This is a genomic window from Denitratisoma sp. DHT3 (assembly GCF_007833355.1).
GTDB lineage: Bacteria > Pseudomonadota > Gammaproteobacteria > Burkholderiales > Rhodocyclaceae > Denitratisoma.
The window spans coordinates 3,327,558-3,350,126 of the sequence record NZ_CP020914.1 but is presented as its reverse complement, the minus strand read 5'-3'; the positions used below and the strand labels follow the sequence as shown (position 1 = coordinate 3,350,126).

The following is a 22,569-nucleotide window of genomic DNA, read 5'->3' as shown; positions in this document are numbered from 1 at the left end:
GGGGCGGAAAGGCAAGTAGAAGACGGCGATGGCGTCAGGCGACGAAGAATTTTCGCAGTTCCGCGCTGGCGAAGTCGATGGCGGCCTGGGCGTCGTCCAGCATGCCGAAGAGCGCCGCAAAGCCATGCACCTGTCCATCCCAGCGCCGCAATGTCGTCGGCACACCCGCCCGCAGCAGGCGGTCGGCATAGGCCTCGCCCTCGTCCCGCAGCGGATCGTACTCGGCGGTGACGATGGTCGCGGCCGGCAGATTCCGCAGGTCCGGTGCTCGCAGCGGGCTGGCGCGCGGATCGAGGATGCAGCCGGGATCGGGCAGGTACTGGTCGCAGAACCAGCGCATCATCTCGTCGGACAGCAGGTACGCCTTGGGTCCGTATTCCCGGATCGACGGCGTGTCGGCGCCGAAATCCAGCACCGGGTAGATCAACAACTGATGCCTCAGCGCGATACCCGCCGCCCGCGCCTGCTGGGCGGCCACCGCCGCCAGATTGCCGCCCGCGCTGTCGCCGGCCACGGCGATGCGGCGGGCGTCGCCGGCGAAGCGAGCGGCGTTGGCATGAATCCAGCGCAGGGCCGCCATGGCATCATCGGCCGCTCCGGGGAAGCGGGTTTCCGGCGCCAGCCGATAGTCCACCGACACCACCACCGAGCCGGCCCGGTTGGCGATACGGCTGCAGGTGGCGTCGTACATGTCCAGGTCACCGGTCACGAAGCCGCCGCCGTGGAAATACACCGTCACCGGAAAAGGGCCCGGGCCGGCGGGCGTGTAGAAGCGGGCGGCGATCGAACCGGCGGCGCCATCGATCAGCCGGTCGTCGATGGCGGCCACCGGCTCGGCGGGGATCGGCGGCATCATCGACGGCGGCTCGCGGCCCTCGCTGCGCGCCGCCACGATGGCTTTCAGGCCGTCCATCATGGAACCGCCCGCAAATGCATCGAGCATCGTCCGGGTCTGGGGATTCAGCGGCATGGTTGCTCCAGGGGTAGGGTCGAAAAAGGATGAGACCGGTCCAGCGCCGTATGGCGGGTCGGCAGGGGAAAAGGGGGCCCCGTCAGGCGGACACGCCAACCAGGCGCGACAGGGCCTCCCGGTACTTGGCCGCCGTATTGGCGATGATCTCCGGCGGCAGTCGGGGGCCGGGCGCCTTCTTGTCCCAGTCCAGGGTTTCCAGGTAGTCGCGGATGAACTGCTTGTCGAAACTGGGGGGGCTCGTGCCCATCTGATACTGGTCCGCCGGCCAGAAGCGGGAGGAGTCCGGCGTCAGGATCTCGTCGATCAGATACAGGCGTCCCGTCTCGTCCTGGCCGAACTCGAATTTGGTGTCGGCGATGATGATGCCCCGCACCCGGGCGTAGAGGGCCGCTTCCTTGTAGAGACGCAGGGTCACGTCCCTGACCTTGGCGGCCAGTTCGGCGCCGATCAGCCTCTCCACCGTGGCGAAGTCGATGTTCTCGTCGTGATCGCCCACCTCGGCCTTGGTGGCCGGCGTGAAGATGGGCTGCGGCAGTTGCTGGGCCAGCTTGAGCCCCACCGGCAGTTCGATGCCGCAGACCTTGCCGGTGGTCTGGTAGTCCTTCCAGCCCGACCCGATCAGATAGCCCCGCGCCACCGCCTCGATCGGCAGGGGCTTCAAGCGCCGCACCACGATCGCGCGGTCCCGCACCTGCGCCTTCTCATCCTCGCCGCCGACCACGGTTTCCGGGTCGATGCCGGTCAGGTGGTTGGGGATCACGTGGGCCAGCTTGCCGAACCAGAAATCGGCCACGGCGGTCAGCACCTGCCCCTTGCCGGGGATCGGATCGGGCAGGATCACGTCGAAGGCCGAAAGGCGGTCGGTGGTCACCACCAGCAGCTTGTCCTCGCCCACGGCGTAGATGTCGCGGACTTTGCCGCGCCCCAGCAGGGGCAGGCTTTTGATGGAGGACTCGAAAAGAGGAGCGGTCATGGCGTCGATTCCTGGGATGGAATGAAAACGGGGCCGCCGAGGGCGGCCCCGGGCGATACGGTTGCCGACTTACTTGACGATCTGGTTCAACTCGCCCTTCTTGTAGCGCTCGGCCATCTTTTCCAGGGGCACGGGCTTGATCTGGCCGGCGCGGCCTTCGCAGCCGAAGGCCTGATAACGGGCCAGGCAGATCTTCTTGGCGGCTTCGCGGGCGGGCTTCAGGTAGTCGCGGGGGTCGAACTTGCCGGGGTTCTCGGCGAAGTAGCGGCGGATGGCGCCGGTCATGGCCAGACGGATGTCGGTGTCGATATTCACCTTGCGCACGCCGTGCTTGATGCCTTCCTGGATCTCCTCGACCGGCACGCCGTAGGTTTCCTTCATGTCGCCGCCGAACTGGCGGATCTCGGCCAGCAGCTCCTGCGGCACGCTGGAGGAGCCGTGCATCACCAGGTGGGTGTTGGGAATGCGGGCGTGGATTTCCTTGATGCGGCCGATGGCGAGGATGTCGCCGGTGGGCTTCTTGGTGAACTTGTAGGCGCCGTGGCTGGTGCCGATGGCGATGGCCAGGGCGTCGCAGTTGGTCTGCTTGACGAAGTCGGCGGCCTGGTCGGGGTCGGTCAGCAGGTCCTCGCGGGTCATGTGGCCTTCGGCGCCGTGTCCATCCTCCTTGTCGGCCTTCATGGTTTCCAGGGAACCCAGCACGCCCAGTTCGGCTTCGACGGTGACGCCGATGTAGTGGGCGAACTCGACCACCTTCTTCGACACGGCGACGTTGTATTCATAGCTGGAAGGCGTCTTGCCGTCCTCTTCCAGGGAACCGTCCATCATCACCGAGCTGAAGCCGGACTTGATCGCCGCCATGCAGACGGCGGCCGACTGGCCGTGGTCCTGGTGCATGACGATGGGAATGTGGGGGTAGGCTTCCAGGGCGGCCAGGATCTGGTGGCGCAGGAAGGGCTCGCCGGCGTATTTGCGGGCGCCGGCGGAAGCCTGCATGATCACGGGGGCGTTCAGTTCGTTGGCCGCCTCCATGATGGCCCACACCTGCTCCATGTTGTTCACGTTGAAGGCGGGCAGGCCGTAGCCGTTCTCGGCGGCGTGGTCGAGCAATTGGCGCATGGATACGATGGGCATGGAAGTCTCCTCGTGGCGGGTTTGACGGATTAATGCTTCGGCGCGGGGTGCTCCCCCACTTTGACGATCTTCAGGGTGTTGGTGCCGCCGCTGCGGCCGATGGGCTCGCCGATGGTCAGCACGATCAGGTCGCCCGGAACCACGACCCCCTGTTCGATCAGCAGTTGTTCAGCTTCCCATAATAGTTGGTCGCGGTCCACGTGCTGCTGTTTCATCAGCAGGGGATAGACGTTGCGGTAGAGGCTCATCTTGTAGCGGGCGCGAACCTCGGGCGTCAGGGCGTAAATGGGGATGCCGCTGTTGAGGCGGCTCATCCACAAGGCCGTGGAGCCGGACTGGGTGAGCGAGGCGATGGCCTTCACCTTGAGGTGCGAAGCCGCGAACAGCGCGGCCATGGCGATCGACTGGTCGATACGGGTGAACAGCCGGTCGAGAAACTCCTTGTCGATCGAGACATCGGCGGATTTTTCCACTTCGTGGCAGATGCGGGCCATCGACTCCACCGTCTCCACCGGGTATTTGCCGCTGGCGGTCTCGGCCGAGAGCATCACCGCGTCGGTACCGTCCAGCACCGCGTTGGCCACGTCGGAAACCTCGGCCCGGGTGGGCACGGGGCTGGTGATCATCGATTCCATCATCTGCGTGGCGGTGATGGTGAGCTTGTTGTGCTCGCGCGCCAGGCGGATCATTTTCTTCTGCAGCGCCGGCACCGCGGCGTCGCCCACTTCCACGGCCAGGTCGCCGCGCGCCACCATGATGCCGTCGGAGGCTTCGAGGATTTCCTCCAGATTGGCCACGGCCTCCACCCGCTCGATCTTGGCGATCAGCAGCGCATGGGAGCCGGCCCGGGCGAGCAGCTTCCGCGCCTGCTGCATGTCGTCGCCGGACTTGGGGAAGGACACCGCCACGTAGTCCACGCCGAGTTCGGCGGCGGTGCGGATGTCGGCCCGGTCCTTGGCGGTCAGCGCCGGCGCGGTCAGGCCGCCGCCCTGGCGGTTGATGCCCTTGTTGTTGGACAGGCGCCCCCCCAGGCGCACCCGGGTGGCGACCTCCTGGGCGGTCACCTCCACCACGTCGAGCACGATGCGGCCGTCGTCCAGCAGCAGCACCGCGCCCGCCTCGACGTCGTCGATCAGGTCCGGATAGTCCAGTCCGACCCGCTCCTGGTTGCCCGACACGCAGCCCACGTCGAGGGTGAAACGGTCGCCCGGCGCCAGGTCGATGTGACCGTGCTCGAACTTGCCGATGCGGATCTTGGGGCCTTGCAGGTCGGCCATGATGCCGATGGTGCGCCCGGTCTTCTGGGTGACCCGGCGCAACAGTTCGACCCGGGCCCGGTGGTCGTCGGCGGTGCCATGGGAAAAATTGAGGCGGACCACGTCGATGCCCGCCTGGGCCATCCGCGTCAGCACCTCCTCGTCACTGGAAGCCGGACCTAGGGTGGCGACGATCTTGGTGCTGCGTTGCATGTGTTGCCTTTCCTTCAGGTGTTGGCGCGGGATTCGAGGATTTCCACGGCGGGCAGCTTCTTGCCCTCGAGGAATTCGAGGAAGGCACCGCCGGCGGTCGAAATGTAGCTGACCCTGGTTTCGAATTTGTTGATCGCGGCGATGGTGTCGCCGCCGCCCGCCAGGGAGAATGCCTTGGAGCCGGCGATCGCCTGGGCCAGGGTCCTGGTGCCGTTGGCGAAGGCGTCGAACTCGAACACGCCGACCGGGCCATTCCAGACGATGGTGCCGGCCTGCGCGGCGATCGCGGCCAGCGCCTTGGCGGACTCGGGGCCGATGTCGAGGATCATGTCGTCGTCGGCCACGTCGTCGATCTGCTTGACGGTGGCGGCGGCCGTGGCGGAAAACGCCTTGGCGCAGACCACGTCGGTGGGCAGGGGCACGGCCACCTTGGCCATCACCTTCTTCGCCTGCTCGACCAGGTCGGGCTCGGCCAGGGACTTGCCGATCCTCTTGCCGGCGGCGAGCAGGAAGGTGTTGGCGATGCCGCCGCCGACGATCAACTGGTCCACCTTGTCGGCGAGGGATTCCAGCACCGTGAGCTTGGTCGACACCTTGGAGCCGGCGACGATGGCGGCCAGCGGCCGCGCCGGCTTGGCCAGGGCCAGCGTCAGGGCCTCCAGCTCGGCGGCGACGCAGGGGCCGGCGCAGGCGACGGGGGCGTACTTGCCCATGCCGTAGGTGGTGGCCTCGGCGCGGTGGGCGGTGCCGAAGGCGTCATGGACCCAGACGTCGCAGAGCCTGGCCAGCTTCCGCGACAGCGCGTCGTCGGACTTCTTCTCGCCCTTGTTCAGGCGGCAGTTCTCCAGCAGCACCACTTCGCCGGGCTTGACCTCGACGCCGTCGACCCAGTTCTGCGCCAGGCGCACCGGCTGGCCGAGCAGTTCGGCCATGCGGACGGCGATCGGGGCGAGGGAGTCCTCGGGCTTGAACTCGCCCTCGGTGGGGCGGCCCAGATGGGACGTCACCATGACGGCGGCGCCCTGCTCCAGCGCATAGCGGATGCCCGGCAGGGCGGCGCGGATGCGGGTGTCGTCGGTGATCGCCCCGGCATCGTCCTGGGGCACGTTGAGGTCGGCGCGGATGAAGACCCGTTTGCCGGCGACGTCGAGATCGGTGAGCTTTTTGAAATTCATGGCGACCCGGTGCGGTATGAGAAAAGAAAAACGAGGACCGAAAAGCCTTGCGGCCTTGCGGTCCTCGGTGCCGGACTTACTTGGAGACGACGCGCACCATCTCCAGCACCTTGTTGGAATAGCCCCACTCGTTGTCATACCAGGAGACGATCTTGACGAAGGTGGAATCCAGGGCGATGCCGGCCTCGGCGTCGAACACGGAGGTGCAGGACTCGCCGCGGAAATCGGTGGCCACCACCTTGTCCTCGGTGTAGCCCAGGATGCCCTTCATCGCGCCTTCAGAGGCGGCCTTCATGGCGGCGCAGATCTCGTCGTAGCTGGCGGGCTTGTTCAGTTCCACGGTCAGGTCCACCACCGAGACGTCGGAGGTGGGCACGCGGAAGGACATGCCGGTGAGCTTCTTGTTCAGTTCGGGGATCACCACGCCGACGGCCTTGGCGGCGCCGGTGGAGGACGGGATGATGTTTTCCAGGATGCCACGGCCGCCGCGCCAGTCCTTGTTGGAGGGGCCGTCCACGGTCTTCTGGGTGGCGGTGGCGGCGTGCACGGTGGTCATCAGGCCGCGCTTGATGCCCCAGGTGTCGTTCAGCACCTTGGCCACGGGCGCCAGGCAGTTGGTGGTGCACGAGGCGTTGGAGATGATGTCCTGGCCGGCGTAGGTCTTGTCGTTCACGCCGAAGACGAACATCGGGGTGTCGTCCTTGGAGGGGGCGGACATGATCACCTTCCTGGCGCCGGCGGCGAGGTGCTTGGCGGCGCTGGCCTTGTCCAGGAACAGGCCGGTGGATTCGATCACCACGTCGGCGCCGACTTCGTTCCACTTCAGCTCGGCGGGGTCCTTGACGGCGGTCAGGCGGATCTTCCTGCCATTCACGATCAGGGTGTTGCCTTCCACGGCGACGGTGCCCTTGAAGCGGCCATGCACCGAGTCGTATTTCAGCATGTAGGCCAGGTAGTCGGGCTCCAGCAGGTCGTTGATGCCGACGATCTCGATGTCAGCGAAGTTCTGAACCGCGGCGCGGAAAACCATGCGGCCGATACGACCGAACCCGTTGATGCCGACTTTGATAGCCATGACTTTATCTCCGTAGAAAAATCGAAAATGACGAAACCGATGACAGAACCGTTACAGAACGGACCGCACGGCCTTCACGACGTTGTCCGCCGTGAAGCCGAATTCCTTGAACAGCACGCCGGCGGGGGCGGACTCGCCGAAATGGTCGATGCCGACCACCGCGCCCTCCAGGCCCACGTACTTGTACCAGCCGGTGGTGACGCCGGCCTCCACCGCCACGCGCGGCACGCCGTGGGGCAGCACGCTGGCGCGATAGGCCGCCGCCTGGCGCTCGAAGATGTCGACGCAGGGCATGGAGACCACCCGCGCCGCCACGCCCTCTGCGGCCAGTTGCGCCTGGGCCTTGAGGGCCAGTTCCACCTCCGAGCCGGTGGCGATGATCACCGCCTTCGGATGGGCGCAATCGGAGAGCACGTAGCCGCCCCGGGCGATGTTGGCCTGGGTAGCGGCTTCCCGCTTGACGAAGGGCAGGTTCTGGCGCGACAGCGCCAGCACGGTCGGACCGCTGTCGTCACCCTGGCGCTCCAGGGCGGCGGCCCAGGCCACGGCGGTCTCCACCGTGTCGCAGGGGCGCCAGACGTCGAGATTGGGGATCAGGCGCATGCTGGCGATGTGCTCCACCGGCTGGTGGGTGGGGCCGTCCTCGCCCAGGCCGATGGAATCGTGGGTCAGCACGTAGACCACGCGCTGCTTCATCAGCGCCGACATGCGCAGGCCGTTGCGCAGGTAGTCGGAGAACACCAGGAAGGTGCCGCCGTAGGGAATGAAGCCGCCGTGCAGCGCGATGCCGTTCATGATCGCGGCCATGCCGAACTCGCGCACGCCGTAATGAATGTAGTTGCCCTTGCCGTCCCGGCCCACGGACTTGGAACCGGACCAGTTGGTCAGGTTGGAGCCGGTCAGGTCGGCCGAGCCGCCCAGCATCTCCGGCAGTTTCGGCGCATAGGCGCCGATCACGATCTGGCTCGCCTTGCGGGTGGCGACGGTTTCCGCCTTTTCGTTGAACTGCGCCAGCACGCCCTGCACGTGGGCCGCCCAGTCGACGGGCAGCTCGCCCGCCATGCGGCGCTTGAATTCGGCGGCCAGCTCCGGATGGGCGGCCGCGTAGTGGTCGAACCGCCGCTGCCAGACGGCTTCCGTCTCGGCGCCTTTCTTGCGGCCGTCCCAGGCTTCATAGACCTCCTGGGGAATTTCGAAGGGCGCGAAGTTCCAGCCGATGTGGGGCCGGGCGGCGGCGATTTCCTCGGCGCCCAGGGGGGCGCCGTGCACGTCGTGGCTCCCCGCCTTGTTGGGGGCGCCCATGCCGATCTTGGTCTTGCAGCAGATCAGCGACGGCCGGTTCTGGTCGGCCTTGGCCATTTCCAGCGCCTTGTGGATGGCCTCGGGGTCGTGCCCGTTCACATTGCGGATCACCTGCCAGCCATAGGATTCGAAACGGCCCGGCGTGTCGTCGGTGAACCAGCCTTCCACATGGCCGTCGATGGAGATGCCGTTGTCGTCCCAGAAGGCGATCAGCTTGGACAGCCCCCAGGTGCCGGCCAGGGAGCAGGCCTCGTGCGAGACCCCCTCCATCAGGCAGCCGTCGCCGAGGAAGACATAGGTGCGGTGATCGACGATCTCATGGCCGGGACGGTTGAATTCGCTGGCCAGCAGTTTTTCCGCCAGGGCCATGCCGACGGCGTTGGTGACGCCCTGACCCAGGGGGCCGGTGGTGGTCTCCACACCCGGTGTGTAGCCGTGCTCCGGATGGCCCGGGGTCTTCGAATGCAACTGGCGGAACTGCTTGATGTCGTCGATGGAAAGATCGTAGCCGGTGAGGTGCAGCAGCGCGTAGATCAGCATCGAGCCGTGGCCGTTGGACAGCACGAAGCGGTCGCGGTCGGGCCAGGACGGATTGTCGGGGTTGTGCCGCAGATGGTGGTTCCAGAGGACTTCGGCGATTTCCGCCATGCCCAGCGGCGCGCCGGGATGGCCGGACTTGGCCTTTTCCACGGCATCCATGGCGAGGGCGCGGATCGCGCTGGTGAGGTTGTTGAACACGGGGGGCTCGAAATCGCTGAAGGTGGAAGACATTTTTTCGCCTCGAAGGCTGATCGGAACGGTCGGGAGACCGCAAAATCGAGCCCGTAATTATCGGCGAAACCAGGGACTCTCGCCAAGTGTTTGTTTTATCGCCCTGTTAGCCCCAAAACGCGCTTTTCCGTCGGGCTGCTCCGGAGGATGGCGAAGAAATGGAATACCGAAAAAGCTTTTCCGCCGCGCCGCTATTTCTCACGATGGGGAAAAGCGGCACGCGGCAAAGCCGCAACGCATCGGTGTCCGCTACAGCGTTTCCCCAAACACCCGAGCGCAGCGAGCCGTATCGAACCCCCCGGAGGGGGGCGAAGGGGGGCGGGCCACGAAGGGGGCGAGCCACCCAATCACCGCCACTTGATGGAACAGCCGATGCTCGGAATCTGCTCGGCCGGCCCCGTGCCGGTCAGCGCCACCTGGCGCATCGCCTCGAACAGCTCCCGTCGCGCGTCCGCCGGAGCCGTTTCCTTGCGCGAGGCATCGAGCCGGCCGCGGTATTGCAGTTCCAGCGCGCCGTTGAAACCGAAGAAATCCGGCGTGCAGACCGCGCCATAGGCCCGTGCCACGGACTGGTCCGCATCCAGCAGATAGGGAAAGGGAAACGCCAGTTCCTGCGCCACTCGCACCATGTCGTCCCAGGAGTCCTCCGGATAGTCGGTGGGATCGTTGGACATGATCGCGACCGCGCCCACCCCGAGCGGCCGCAGTTCGCTCGCGTCGCGGATGATGCGGTGGATCACGGCCTTGACGTAGGGGCAGTGATTGCAGATGAACATCACCAGCAACCCGCGGGGACCGGCCACCGTGGCCAACGAATGGCGCCGGCCATCGGTGCCGGGCAGGGAAAAATCGGGGGCCTTCCAGCCGGGAAGACAGGGCGGCGGCGAAATACTGACCATGAGGGACTTTCGAAGCAACGAGATGTGGCCTTTGTATAGCCTCCAGCCGCAGTGTCCGTCAATGGCCGGCACTCCGTCGGGGGCCCGGCGCCATGATCTAATACGCTTTCGCGCCTCGGCCAATCGGGGCGTTATCCACCACTAAAACATAACGAGGATTCAATATGAAAAACACCCCCCAACGACGAGACCTGCGCTTCGCCATCATCGGCGCCGGCATGGCCGGCATTCTGGCGGCCATCAAATTGCGCGAGTCGGGCCACCAACAGGTGACGATCTACGAGAAGGCCGACCGCATCGGCGGCACTTGGCGCGAGAACACCTATCCGGGACTGAATTGCGACGTGCCGGCCCATGCCTACACCTATTCCTTCGCCCCCAACCCCAACTGGAGCCACTACCTGGCGCCGGGCCCCGAGATCCAGGCCTATTTCGAGGGCGTCGTCCGCGACTACGAGATCGAGCCGTTGATCCGCTTCCGCCAGGAAATCACCCGCTGCGCGTTCGAGAACGGCGCCTGGCGGTTGAGCACCGCGGACGGCCTGGCGGACACCGCCGACGTGGTCATCGCCGCCACCGGCGTCCTCCATCACCCGAGCCTTCCCGACATCCCCGGACTGGACCGCTTCGCCGGCGCGGCGTTCCACAGCGCCCGCTGGGATCACGGCGTTCCCCTGGACGGACGGCGGGTGGGGGTCGTCGGCAACGGCTCCACCGGGGTCCAGATCATCTCGGCCCTGGCCGGCCGGGCCGGCAAGCTGCTGCACTTCCAGCGCTCCCCCCAGTGGATCATGCCGGTGGACAACTACGCCTACAGCGAGGCCCAGATCGCCGCGTTCCGCCAGGATCCGGCGCTGGTGGACAAGGAACGCTACAACGAGGCCTATCTGACCAACGTCCGCAACTTCACCGACGCCATCATCGACGCCGACTCCCCCCAGATCGCCGCGATCGAGGAAGTGGTCAAGACCAATCTGGAGCAGAGCGTCCAGGATCCCGTGCTGCGGGAGAAACTGCGCCCCACCTACCGGGCGGCCTGCAAACGCCTGATCTTCTCCCCCGACTACTACCAGGCGATCCAGCATCCGGATTCGCAACTGGTGGTCGAAGGCATCGCCGGCGTGGAGCCGGAAGGCGTGCGCACCAAGGACGGCGTGTTGCATCCCCTGGATGTCCTGGTGCTGGCCACCGGCTTCAAGGCCGACCGCTTCGTCCGCCCCATGACCGTGCTGGGTCGCGGCGGCGCCGACCTGGACCGGGTATGGGCCGCGCGGCCCACGGCCTATCTGGCGATTTCCATTCCGGAGTTCCCCAACTTCTTCCTGCTCAACGGCCCCACCGGTCCGGTCGGCAATTTCTCCCTGATCGACATCGCGGAGCGGCAGTGGAACTACATCGCCCAACTGTTGGACCAGATCGAATCCGGCCATTGCCGGGAGATCAGCGTCACCGCGGCGGCCATGGAGGACTATGAGCAGCGGCGCATCGCCGCCGCCAAGAAGACCATCTTCGCTTCCGGCTGCACGAGCTGGTACCTGGACGCGGAAGGGGTGCCCGCCAGCTGGCCCTGGAGTTACAACAATTTCGCCGAAGCGATGACCCGGCCCAATCTGGAGGCATTCGACCGGATCGGCCGAACCTGACGCACACCGGGCGGACGCCGGGTGTTCGCCCGGTGTCCGCCCGCATTTCCCGTGCGACCGCAATGACGTGAGCCTGATCAAGATCCAGCCTCATCAACATTGCCACCAGCATGGTCTTGCTATACCCTCCGAGGCCGATCAGGGAGCAAAGACATGCGCTTACGTAATTTCATCATGGCGACCTCGGCGGTGGTCTCGGTGATGTTCATTGGTGGCACCTATTTCGTCCTGAATCGGGTTTTCGATCAGTCGCTCAAGGACGAAGCCAGACAAAGCTCGCGCGCCATGGCCCAGGTCACCTTCAACGCCATGTTCGAGTTGATGAGCACCGGCTGGAACCGGGCCCAGCTCCAGTCCTTCCTCGAAGCCATGGGCCGCGCCACCGCCGACACCCCCACCCGGCTGCAGATCCATCGCGGCCCCCTGGTGGCCGAGCTGTTCGGCGAAATACCGCAAACCGAGGCCGACGCCCTCCTGAACCGGGTGCTTGCCGACGGCCAGGCGCGCCAAACCACGGCCGGCGACAACATCCGCTACCTTTTCCCCCTCGAAGCCGAGCAAAAATGCCTGGGCTGCCACGTCAATGTGCGCGCCGGAGACACCCTGGGGGTCATCGACGTGCGGCACGACGTGGGCCCTCGTCTCGCCGCCAGCCGCCAGGAGTTCCTGAACTGGGCCAGGCTGGTCATCCCCGCCGCCCTGGCCATCGCGGCCCTGATGGTGTGGCGGGTGCGGCGCAGGATCGAGTTGCCGCTGGACCAGCTCACCCACAACATCAACGCCATCAACGACGTCTCCGACCTGCGGCAGATCCAGGCGCCGCACCGCACTTCGGGCATTCTCGAGTTCGACGAACTGCTCTCGGCCTTCGAACAGTTGACCCGGCGCATCCGGGATATCGCCGTCGACAAGAACATCCTTCAGTTCGAGATCGGCCTGCTGGAAAAATTCGTCATCACCTCCGAGGTCGTCCGCGACTGGCGCGATTACGTGGCCCGCCTGCTGGAGGACATCAACCAGGTCATCACCGCCCACGTGCTGTTCTCGATCTTCAAGATCGATGAGGAACTGTTCGAACTGGAAATCTTCTGGCGCCATCCGCCCACCGACGACACCCGCGCCATGGTGGAGCGCTACATCCGGGAGGCGATCAACCAGCACACCCAGATGGGGGACCTGACGACCGTCCATATCCATCATCACTGCCATGCGGCGCCGGAAACGCCCGCGATCGAACTCAGTGACGAGGACGTCCGACTCCAGGTCAAGTCGTTCTTCGTCGACACCCCGAAAATCGGCGGCATCGTGGGTATCGGCGTCCATACCGACGTGCTAGGCGACTCGACCCTGCGGCTGGTGATGGACAGCATCCTGTCCACCCTGATGAATGTGGTGGGATCGGTGAAGGCCATCTACAAATACACCCGCGACCTGGAGTACTACGCCACGCGCGACCCGCTGACCGACCTGTTCAACCAGCGCGTGTTCTGGGAACTGCTGGAATACGAGCGCCTGCGCGCGCAGCGCCATGCCTATTCGTTCGCCCTGCTGCTGCTGGACCTGGACAACTTCAAGCTGGTCAATGACGGCTACGGCCACAGCTTCGGCGACAAATTCCTGCAAACCTTCGCCGACACCATCGGTGGTGCCTTGCGCACGGGGGACATTTTCGCCCGCTACGGTGGCGACGAGTTCGTCATCATCCTGCCGGAAACGGCGCTGGAGGAAGCCACGCTGGTGGCCCAGCGCCTCCTCGACGCGGCCACCGGCATGACCCTGGACGCGCCCGACGGCAGCGAGGTGCATGGCGCCGCCTCCATCGGTGTCGCCATGTATCCGCAGCATGCGGAGGACGTGCGCGATCTGTTCATGTTCGCCGACAACATGATGTACAAGGCCAAGGCCGAGGGCAAGGGACGCATCTCGGTACCCTCGGAGCAGGACGTGGTGGATGTGTTCCGCGACATCACCCAGAACGGCGTGATGATCATCAAGGCGATCGACGAGAAGCGCGTGATTCCCTTCTTCCAGCCCATCGTCGCTCCCGACTCCGGCGAAATCGCCGCCTACGAGGTGCTCAGCCGTCTGGAACTGGACGGGCGCATCGTCGGCGCCGGCGACTTCATCGAGATCGCCGAGAAAATGGGCGTCATCCATCGTATCGATACGCTGGTCATCGAGCGCGCCCTGCAGGAAATCAGCGAGCAGAACTACCAGGGCAGGATTTTCCTCAATCTCTCGCCGCGGGCGCTGGTGCTTTCCGAATTCACCCGCGACATGATCGCCCTGGTGGCCGGCAGCGGAATCAGCCCGGAGCGCATCGTGTTCGAGATCACCGAGCGCGACACCATCAAGAATCTGGCCCTGCTGGAAAACTTCCTCCTCGACCTGAAGCTGGAAGGCTTCAAGCTGGCCGTCGACGATTTCGGCTCCGGCTTCTCCTCCTTCCACTATCTGCGCCGCTTCCCCATCGACTACCTGAAGATCGAGGGGGACTTCATCGCCAACATGCTGCACAGCGCCAAGGATCGTGCCTTCGTGCAGAGCATGCACACCCTCGCCCATGAGCTGAAAATCCAGACCATCGCCGAATTCGTCGAGGATCAGCAGGTGCTGGAGGAAGTCGGGAAAATGGGCATCGATTTCGCCCAGGGCTTCCACCTCGGCCGCCCCAGCCGGCACATCCTGGCGACCAGCCATTGGCGGGCGCCGAACCATGCCCTGCGCTCGGCTTGAAGCCGCGCTGTGAAATAATCGGCCCATGATTCCTCGCCTCTATTGCCCCGAGCCCCTGCCCCCCGGGGGTGTCCATGACCTTGCGCCGGCGGCCGCCCACCATGCGGTGCGCGTGCTGCGGCTGGGCGAGGGCGACGAAGTGCGCCTGTTCGACGGCAGCGGCGGCGTCTGGAGCGCCCGCATCGAACGGTTGCGGCCCCAGGTGCGGGTGCGCCTCGACGGCTTCGATCCGGAAGACCGGGAGCCGCCCCTGGCGGTGACCCTGGTCCAGGGCCTGCCCGCCGCCGACAAGATGGACTGGATCGTGCAGAAGGCCGTGGAACTGGGCGTGGCGGCGATCCAGCCGGTCACCGCCCGGCGCAGCGTGGTCCGCCTGTCCGGCGAGCGCATGCAGCGCCGGCTCCAGCATTGGCAGGCGGTGGTGGTCGCCGCCTGCGAACAGTGCGGCCGCAACCGGGTGCCGGTCGTGGCGCCCCTGCTCGACCTGCACCACTACCTGGCGCAGGCCGCGCAGGCAAACGCCGTCAAGCTGCTGCTGGCGCCCGCAACCGCCCAGCGGCTGCGGGATCTGCCGCCGCCCGCCGCCATGCCTTTGCATCTGCTGATCGGCCCCGAGGGGGGCTTCGAGGATGACGAGTACAGTGCCGCCGCAAGCGCCGGATTCACCGCCCTGGGACTGGGGCCGCGGGTGTTGCGCACGGAAACCGCGGGGCCGGCGGCCTTGGCGGCCATCATGTCGCTGTGGGGCGATTCATAGGAGCTGCCGGCAATGTTCGAATCCGCGGAACTGGGTCACAAGATCGACAAGGAAACGTACCGCAAGGCGGTGCCGCAGTTGCGCACCGCGCTGCTGGAGGCGCAGTACGAGCTCAAGGAAAACCGGAACATCCCGGTCGTCGTGCTGATCAGCGGCCAGGACGGGGCCGGCAAGGGCGAGACCATCAACGTCCTCTACGAGTGGATGGACCCCCGCTTCATTTCCACCCTGGCCTTTTCCGCGCCCACCGACGAGGAATGCCAGCGCCCCTTCATGTGGCGCTACTGGCGGGCGCTGCCGCCCAAGGGCCGCGTCGGCATCTTCGCCGGCTCCTGGTATTCCAGCCCCATCCACGACCGCATCAACGGCCACATGACCAAGGCGGACATGGACCAGCGCATCGACCAGATCAACCGCTTCGAGCAGATGCTGGTCAATGAAGGCGCGCTGATCCTCAAGTTCTGGTTTCACCTGACCAAGGACGGACAGAAGCGCCGCCTCAAGGCGCTGGAAAAAGATCCCCTGACCGCGTGGCGGGTCACCAAGCAGAATTGGGATCGGCTCAAGACCTACGGCAAGCTCCAGGAGGTGGCGGGCCACGTGCTGCGGATGACCAATACGCCCTGGGCGCCCTGGATCACCATCGAAGGCGAGGACGACCGCTACCGCGCCCTCACCACCGGCCAGATCCTGCTCGACGCGCTGCGGCAGCGCCTGACCTCCGCGGACCGGCAGGCCACCCCGGTGGCGCCTCCGCTGCCGCCCAACATCGACGGGCGCGACGTGCTCTCGGAACTGGACCTCACCCGCAGGATCGCGAAAAAGGAATACGAGAACCAACTGGCCAAATGGCAGGGCCGGCTCTCCGAACTGGTGCTGGACGCGCGTTTCAAGCAACGCTCCCTGATCTGCGTGTTCGAAGGTTCGGACGCCGCCGGCAAGGGGGGCGCCATACGGCGCGTCACGACGGCCCTGGACGCGCGGGATTACCAGATCGTGCCCATCGCCGCCCCCACCGAGGAAGAGCGCGCCCAGCCCTACCTGTGGCGCTTCTGGCGCCACATTCCCCGCCGGGGCCGGGTCACCATCTTCGACCGGTCCTGGTACGGCCGGGTGCTGGTGGAGCGGGTCGAGGGCTTCTGTGCCGAGGCCGACTGGCTGCGCGCCTACACCGAGATCAACGACTTCGAGCACGAGCTGGCGGAATCCGGCGCGGTGATCGCCAAGTTCTGGCTCCAGATCGGCAAGGACGAGCAGTTGAAACGCTTCAAGGAACGGGAGAAGATCGAGTTCAAGCATTTCAAGATCACCCCGGAGGATTGGCGCAACCGGGAAAAATGGGACGATTACCACCAGGCCGTCTGCGACATGGTGGATCGCACCAGCACCGGCAACGCGCCGTGGACCCTGGTGGAGGCCAACGACAAGAATTACGCCCGGGTGAAGATCCTGCGCACCCTCTGCGAACGCCTTGAAGCCGCCTACAAGCGCAAGGACAAGAACTGGGACTGACGAGACGATGGACGCCGGCGACACCAATACCAATATCAAACTCGTGGCCTGGGTGCGCCAGGCCGCCCCCTACATCCACGCCTTCCGCGGCAAGACCTTCGTCATCGCCTTCGGCGGCGAAGTGCTGCAGGGCGACTCGGCCCAGGCCCTGATCCACGACATCGCCCTGCTCGACGCGATGGGCATCCGCCTGGTGCTGGTCCACGGCGCCCGTCCCCAGATCGACGAGGAAATGCGCGCCCGGAGCCTGGAGCCCCGCTTCCACCGGGGGCTGCGGATCACCGACGGCAACGCCCTGGAGTGCGTCAAGCGCGCGATGGGGGTCACCCGCATCGAGATCGAGGCCCTGCTCTCCCAGGGCCTGCCCAACACGCCGATGGCCGGCGGCTTCCTGCGGGTCACCGGCGGCAACTTCATCACCGCCCGGCCGGTGGGCGTGGTGGACGGCATCGACTACCAATACACCGGCGCCGTGCGCAAGATCATCGCCGAGGAGATCCAGGCCGACCTGGCCCAGGAGAACGTGGTGCTGATCACCCCGATCGGCGCCTCGCCCTCGGGGGAAATCTTCAACCTGGCCTGGGAGGAGGTCGCCGAAGCCGTCGCCGTCGCGGTCAGGGCCGACAAGCTGATCTATCTCTGCGACGCACCCGGCCTGACCGACAAGAAGGGGCAACTGATCGACGCGCTCACCGCGGACGAGGCGGAGCCCCTGGCCAAGCGCGCCACGAGTGCCCATGGCCAGACGGCGGGCGTGGCGCGCGCGCTGCCCGGCGCCATCCGGGCCTGCCGCGCCGGCGTGGGCCGGGTCCATTTCCTCGACCGCCGCGCCGACGGCGCGATGCTGATGGAGTTCTTCACCCGCGACGGCGTCGGCACTGTGATGACCCAGGCGCCGCTGGCCCGGCTGCGCGAAGCCGGCACCGACGACGTGGGCGCCCTGCTGGCCCTGATCGCCCCGCTGGAAGCCGACGGCACCCTGGTGCGCCGGGAGCGGGAGCGGCTGGAAATGGAGATCGACCGTTTTTCCGTCGTCGAGCGCGACGGCGTGATCGTCGGCTGCGCCGCGCTCTATCCCTTCGCCAAGGACAAGGCGGCGGAACTGGCCTGCCTGGCGGTGATGCCGGAATTCCGCCGCGGCGGCTACGGCGACCAGTTGCGCCGCCACATCGAATCGCGCGCCAAGAAGCTCAAGCTCAAGCGCCTGTTCGTGCTCACCACCCGCACCGCCCACTGGTTCATCGAGCGCGGCTTCGCCGAAACCAGCCTCGACCAGCTCCCCGCCGAGAAGCGCGAACTCTACAACCTGCAACGGCGTTCGAAGGTGCTGGTGAAGAGTCTCTGAAAATTCTGGCTCACCCCCTCCGGGGGGTTCTGATTGGCTCGCTGCGCTCGATATCACGGGGAATGCTGTGGGGGCACCGATAGGTTGCGGCTGGCGCCGCGTGCCGCTTTTCCTTGCGGCGGCGCGGCGGAAAAGCGCTGTCAAGGAAGCACGGGAGTTCTGATTTTGCAGGAGCGGGCCGTGCCTGCCGTGTCGCCGTGGTTTGCGACGGGAAAGCACATTTTTCACGTTAAAATCGCCGCCTTCGGAAGTCGCTGCGCGGCTCTCTCACGTCAAGGAAAGGAAACACCGTGGCACGCATGGTCAAGTGCATCAAACTGGGTCAGGAAGCCGAGGGGCTCGACTTCCCGCCGCTGCCGGGCGAACTGGGCAAGCGGATTTACGACAGCGTCTCCAAGGAAGCCTGGCAGCAATGGATCCGCATCCAGACCATGCTGATCAACGAGAACCGCCTCTCCCTGGCCGACCCCCGCGCCCGCCAGTATCTCCAGGAGCAGGTGACCAAGCACTTCTTCGGCGACGGCGCGGACAGCGCCGCCGGCTACGTGCCGCCGAGCGCCTGAAAGCGCCTGCGCCGAACCTGGCGAAGGCCGGGTTCGGCAAATCCACGCATCCGATTGTTGCCGCCAGAGCGACAATCAGGCATCTTCAGAAGTGTCTGACTGAAGGCCAAAAAAAGCGAGCCCGCTTCCCACCTGGAACCTCGCTTTGAGCTTCCCATCTCCCGCTTTTGACTGTAGCGATCCAGGATACAATCCTGCCGCCAGCCGGTTTCAGCGGCGGTATTCCTCGACGCCGCCGGCGGTGGCCAGCAGCAGCAGATCGGCGCCGCGGCAGGCGAAGAGTCCGTTGGTCACCACGCCGACGATCTGGTTGAGCCGGGTTTCGAACTCGGCCGGCGCGGTGATCGACAGGCCATGGACGTCCAGGATCACGTTGCCGTTGTCGGTGACCACGCCTTCACGCCACTTCGGCTGGCCGCCCAGTTTGGCGATTTCGCGGGCGACGTGGGCGCGGGCCATCGGAATCACTTCCACCGGCAAGGGAAACCTGCCCAGCACCGGCACCCGCTTGCTCTGGTCGCAGACGCAGACGAAGGTCCGGGCCACGGCGGCGACGATCTTCTCCCGCGTCAGCGCCGCGCCGCCGCCCTTGATCATCGACAGGCCGCCGTCGATCTCGTCGGCGCCATCCACATAGACCGGCATCTCGTCCACGTCGTTCAGATCCAGCACGCGGATGCCGTGGCCTTCCAGGCGCTTCTTGGTCGCCTCCGAGCTGGCCACGGTGCCGCCCAGACGGTCCTTGATCGCGGCCAGTTCGTCGATGAAGAAATTGGCCGTGGAGCCGGTGCCGACGCCGACGATGGCGCCCGCCGGCACCGTGGCCGCCACGTAGTCGCGGGCCGCGCGGGCCACCGCCTGTTTGAGTTCGTCCTGGGTCATGGTTCGAGTTCTCCCTGAGAAGCGGGGAATTTTACGTCAGTGGACTTCCCGCGTTTCCAGGAACTGGATGTCGGGGTAGCGTTCCTGGGTCAGTTGCAGATTGACCCGGCTGGACGCCAGATAGACGTAATCGCCGCCGCCGTCCAGGGCCACGTTGAGCGGGTATTTGTCGGCGATGGCCTTGATCTGGTCCGGGCCGCCCTTCAGCCAGCGGGCGGTGGATACGTTGTAGGGCTCGAAGATGGCATCCACGCCGTATTCGTTTTCCAGCCGATGGGCCACCACGTCGAATTGCAGGGCGCCGACCGCGCCCAGGATCAGGTCGTTGATGCCAAGAGGCCGGAACAGCTGGGTGGCGCCCTCCTCCGCCAACTGCTGCAAGCCCTTCTGCAATTGCTTGAGCTTCAGGGGATTGCGCAGCACGGCGCGCTGGAACAGTTCCGGCGCGAAGGAGGGAATGCCGGTGAAACGCAGGTCCTCGCCCTCGGTGAAGGTTTCGCCGAGACGGATGGTGCCGTGGTTGGGGATGCCGATGATGTCGCCGGCGTAGGCCTCGTCCATGGTGGTGCGGTCGCGCGCCATGAAGGTGATCGCGTTGTTGACCGCCAGGGTCTTGCCGCCGGCCACCTGCTTGAGCTTCATGCCGCGCTCGAAGCGGCCGGAGCAGATGCGCAGGAAGGCGATGCGGTCGCGGTGCTTGGGGTCCATGTTGGCCTGGATCTTGAACACGAAGGCGCTGAACCTGGACTCGTGCGGCTGCACGGTACGGCTCTGCGCGGGCCGCGCGAGGGGCTCGGGAGAGAGGTCGACGATGGCGTCGAGCACGCTCTGCACGCCGAAGTTGTTCACCCCGGAACCGAAGAACACCGGCGTCTGGCGACCCTCGAGATAGGCTACTTGGTCGAAGGGGTGGGAGGCGCCGCGCACCAGTTCGATGTCGGTGCGCAATTCATCGGCCTGGCCGCCGATCAACTCGTCCAGGCGCGGATTGTCGAGACCGTCGATGATCTCGGACGTGCCCTTCTCCGCCTGGGGATCGAAGAACTGGATGGTGTCGTTGTGCAGGTGATAGACGCCGCGGAAGGCCTTGCCCATGCCGATCGGCCAAGTCATCGGCGCGCACTGGATCTTGAGCACGGACTCGATCTCGTCCAGCAGGTCGATGGGCGCCCGGCCCTCCCGGTCCAGCTTGTTGATGAAGGTGAGGATCGGCGTGTCGCGCAGGCGGCACACGTCCAAGAGCTTGATGGTGCGGTCCTCCACGCCCTTGACCGAATCGATCACCATCACCGCCGAGTCCACCGCGGTCAGGGTGCGGTAGGTGTCCTCGGAGAAATCCTCGTGGCCCGGCGTGTCGAGCAGATTCACGATGAAGTCGCGATAGGGGAACTGCATCACCGAGGAGGTGACCGAGATGCCGCGCTGCTTTTCCAGCTCCATCCAGTCCGAGGTGGCGTGGCGGCTGGCCTTGCGCGCCCGCACCTCGCCCGCGACCTGGATCGCGCCGCCGAACCAGAGCAGCTTTTCGGTCAGCGTGGTCTTGCCCGCGTCGGGGTGGGAAATGATGGCGAAGGTGCGGCGGCGGGCGATTTCGGTATCGAGGGCGGACACGGCGGAGGCTTTCGGGGCGGATCGGGGCGGGCGATTATACAAGCCGGCCCCGGGCGGACCGGCGCGGCAATCGGCGCGGGCAAGCTTGTTCAAAACAGGCCAGATCGGCGACAATGACGGGTTTTCAAGCCTCGACGCCGAGAGAGCCCCCATGAGCCAGCAGGAACAGAACGCCGCCGCATCGCCCGCCCAGGACGAGAACCACATCATCGCCGAGCGCCGCGAGAAGCTGCGCAAATGGCGGGAGAGCGGCCGCGCCTATCCCAACGACTTCCGGCGCGAGAACACCGCCGGCCGCCTCGACGAACTCTACGGCGAAAAGACCCGCGAGGAACTGGAGGCGACGCCGATCGCGGTCAAGGTCGCCGGCCGCGTGATGCTCAAGCGCGTGATGGGCAAGGCCAGCTTCATCACCATCCAGGACCTGTCCGGCCGCATCCAGATCTTCGTCGCCAAGGATCATGTCGGCGACGAGGTGTATGCCGAATTCAAGCACTGGGACCTGGGCGACATCGTCGGCGTCACCGGCACCATGATGAAGACCAGGACCGGCGAACTGACGGTCCAGGCGCAGACCATCCGCCTGCTCTCGAAGTGCCTGCGCCCCCTGCCGGAGAAATTCCACGGCCTCGCCGACGTCGAGACCAAGTACCGCCAGCGCTACCTGGACCTGATCACCAGCGAGGAGTCGCGCTTCACCTTCATCGCCCGCAGCCGGATGATCGCCTCGATCCGCAACTACATGACCCATCACCACTTCCTCGAAGTGGAAACGCCGATGATGCATCCCATCCCCGGCGGCGCGGCGGCCAAGCCCTTCGTCACCCACCACAACGCGCTGGACCAGCAGATGTTCCTGCGCATCGCCCCCGAGCTGTATCTGAAGCGCCTGGTGGTGGGCGGCTTCGAGAAGGTCTTCGAGATCAACCGCAATTTCCGCAACGAAGGGCTGTCGCCGCGCCACAACCCCGAGTTCACCATGATGGAGTTCTACGAGGCCTACGCCGACTACCAGACCCTGATGGACTTCACCGAGGGCCTGCTGCGCCACTCGGCGCGGGACGCGCTGGGCCGGGAGACCTTCCAGTACCAGGGCCGGGAACTGGACCTGTCCAAACCCTTCGCCCGCCTCACCATGGTGGAGGCGATCCACCAATACCATCCGGGCTACAGCTTCGAGCAGCTCAACGACGAGGCCTGGCTGCGGCAGAAACTCCACGCGCTGAAGGTCGACGTCAAGCCCGCCGCCGGCCTGGGCACCCTGCAGATGCAGCTGTTCGAGGAAACCACCGAAGCCGAGTTGTGGGCCCCCACCTTCATCGTCGACTACCCCACCGAGGTCAGCCCGCTGGCCCGCGCCTCCGACAGCAGCCCGGAAATCACCGAGCGTTTCGAATTGTTCATCGTCGGCCGCGAAATCGCCAACGGCTTCTCCGAACTGAACGACCCCGAGGACCAGGCCGCCCGCTTCCAGCAGCAGGCCCAGGCCAAGGAAGCCGGCGACGAGGAGGCGATGTTCTACGACGCCGACTACGTGCGCGCCCTGGAGTTCGGCCTGCCCCCCACCGGCGGCTGCGGCATCGGCATCGACCGCCTGGTGATGCTGCTCACCGACAGCCCGGCGATCCGCGACGTGATCCTGTTTCCGCAGATGCGGACATCGGCCTGAGCCATCCGGCGCAGGCAGGCGCGTAACGGGATATTTCCGGCGTCACCCATTGCTGAAACCGTCCGTTAGAGTGGTATGTA

At 65.9% G+C, this 22,569-nt stretch carries 17 protein-coding genes; 7 read left to right on the top strand and 10 right to left on the bottom strand.

Translation table 11 applies throughout. The features are described from left to right. Positions 1-34 precede the first annotated feature (34 nt). From B9N43_RS15485 to B9N43_RS15450, 8 genes are all read right to left on the bottom strand, one after another. Positions 35-970 (bottom strand): alpha/beta hydrolase, encoded by a 936-nt coding sequence (locus B9N43_RS15485; RefSeq protein ID WP_145843096.1) that lies wholly within the window; start codon positions 968-970, stop codon positions 35-37. An 82-nt stretch (positions 971-1,052) separates the two neighbouring features. Continuing rightward, positions 1,053-1,946 (bottom strand): phosphoribosylaminoimidazolesuccinocarboxamide synthase, encoded by an 894-nt coding sequence (locus tag B9N43_RS15480; protein ID WP_145843095.1) that lies wholly within the window; start codon positions 1,944-1,946, stop codon positions 1,053-1,055. A gap of 69 nt (positions 1,947-2,015) precedes the next feature. Next, complete coding sequence (gene fba, locus B9N43_RS15475) at positions 2,016-3,080, bottom strand: class II fructose-bisphosphate aldolase (RefSeq protein ID WP_145843093.1); 1,065 nt, start codon at positions 3,078-3,080, stop codon at positions 2,016-2,018. Between the two features lie 29 nt (positions 3,081-3,109). Beyond that, complete coding sequence (gene pyk / locus B9N43_RS15470) at positions 3,110-4,549, bottom strand: pyruvate kinase (RefSeq protein WP_145843092.1); 1,440 nt, start codon at positions 4,547-4,549, stop codon at positions 3,110-3,112. A gap of 14 nt (positions 4,550-4,563) precedes the next feature. Continuing rightward, entirely contained in the window at positions 4,564-5,724 is a 1,161-nt protein-coding gene (locus B9N43_RS15465) for a phosphoglycerate kinase (protein WP_145843091.1), read from the bottom strand. A 76-nt stretch (positions 5,725-5,800) separates the two neighbouring features. Next, entirely contained in the window at positions 5,801-6,799 is a 999-nt protein-coding gene (gene gap / locus B9N43_RS15460; protein ID WP_145843090.1) for a type I glyceraldehyde-3-phosphate dehydrogenase, read from the bottom strand. 51 nt (positions 6,800-6,850) lie between these two features. Further along, positions 6,851-8,872: a transketolase gene (gene tkt / locus B9N43_RS15455; protein WP_145843089.1), complete on the bottom strand. Its 2,022-nt coding sequence runs from the start codon at positions 8,870-8,872 to the stop codon at positions 6,851-6,853. Positions 8,873-9,219: 347 nt separating this feature from the next. Then, on the bottom strand, positions 9,220-9,771 hold the full coding sequence (locus B9N43_RS15450; RefSeq protein ID WP_145843088.1) for a thioredoxin family protein: 552 nt from the start codon (positions 9,769-9,771) through the stop codon (positions 9,220-9,222). A 164-nt stretch (positions 9,772-9,935) separates the two neighbouring features. On the opposite strand from B9N43_RS15450, the gene B9N43_RS15445 reads away from it, so the two are divergent. The 6 genes from B9N43_RS15445 (at position 9,936) to B9N43_RS15420 (ending at position 18,327) form a co-directional block, all read left to right on the top strand. After that, on the top strand, positions 9,936-11,414 hold the full coding sequence (locus B9N43_RS15445; protein WP_145843087.1) for a flavin-containing monooxygenase: 1,479 nt from the start codon (positions 9,936-9,938) through the stop codon (positions 11,412-11,414). Positions 11,415-11,567: 153 nt separating this feature from the next. After that, positions 11,568-14,150 carry an EAL domain-containing protein gene (locus B9N43_RS15440; RefSeq protein ID WP_145843086.1) on the top strand — a complete coding sequence of 861 codons (2,583 nt, stop codon included), beginning with the start codon at positions 11,568-11,570 and terminating at the stop codon, positions 14,148-14,150. Positions 14,151-14,175: 25 nt separating this feature from the next. Then, positions 14,176-14,907, top strand: a complete 732-nt coding sequence (locus B9N43_RS15435; RefSeq protein ID WP_145843084.1) for a 16S rRNA (uracil(1498)-N(3))-methyltransferase — start codon at positions 14,176-14,178, stop codon at positions 14,905-14,907. A gap of 12 nt (positions 14,908-14,919) precedes the next feature. After that, entirely contained in the window at positions 14,920-16,419 is a 1,500-nt protein-coding gene (gene pap / locus B9N43_RS15430) for a polyphosphate:AMP phosphotransferase (RefSeq protein ID WP_145843083.1), read from the top strand. A gap of 7 nt (positions 16,420-16,426) precedes the next feature. Beyond that, positions 16,427-17,764, top strand: a complete 1,338-nt coding sequence (gene argA / locus B9N43_RS15425) for an amino-acid N-acetyltransferase (RefSeq protein WP_145843082.1) — start codon at positions 16,427-16,429, stop codon at positions 17,762-17,764. 290 nt (positions 17,765-18,054) lie between these two features. Beyond that, complete coding sequence (locus tag B9N43_RS15420; RefSeq protein WP_145843081.1) at positions 18,055-18,327, top strand: oxidative damage protection protein; 273 nt, start codon at positions 18,055-18,057, stop codon at positions 18,325-18,327. 210 nt (positions 18,328-18,537) lie between these two features. On the opposite strand, the gene rpiA is transcribed toward B9N43_RS15420, so the two are convergent. Together rpiA and B9N43_RS15410 are read right to left on the bottom strand one after the other, a co-directional pair. After that, positions 18,538-19,209, bottom strand: a complete 672-nt coding sequence (gene rpiA / locus B9N43_RS15415) for a ribose-5-phosphate isomerase RpiA (protein WP_145843080.1) — start codon at positions 19,207-19,209, stop codon at positions 18,538-18,540. Between the two features lie 36 nt (positions 19,210-19,245). Continuing rightward, positions 19,246-20,820 (bottom strand): peptide chain release factor 3, encoded by a 1,575-nt coding sequence (locus B9N43_RS15410; protein ID WP_186453863.1) that lies wholly within the window; start codon positions 20,818-20,820, stop codon positions 19,246-19,248. 151 nt (positions 20,821-20,971) lie between these two features. Between B9N43_RS15410 and lysS the strand changes: the two genes are divergently transcribed. Next, positions 20,972-22,489 (top strand): lysine--tRNA ligase, encoded by a 1,518-nt coding sequence (gene lysS / locus B9N43_RS15405; protein ID WP_145843078.1) that lies wholly within the window; start codon positions 20,972-20,974, stop codon positions 22,487-22,489. The last annotated feature ends 80 nt before the right edge of the window (positions 22,490-22,569 follow it).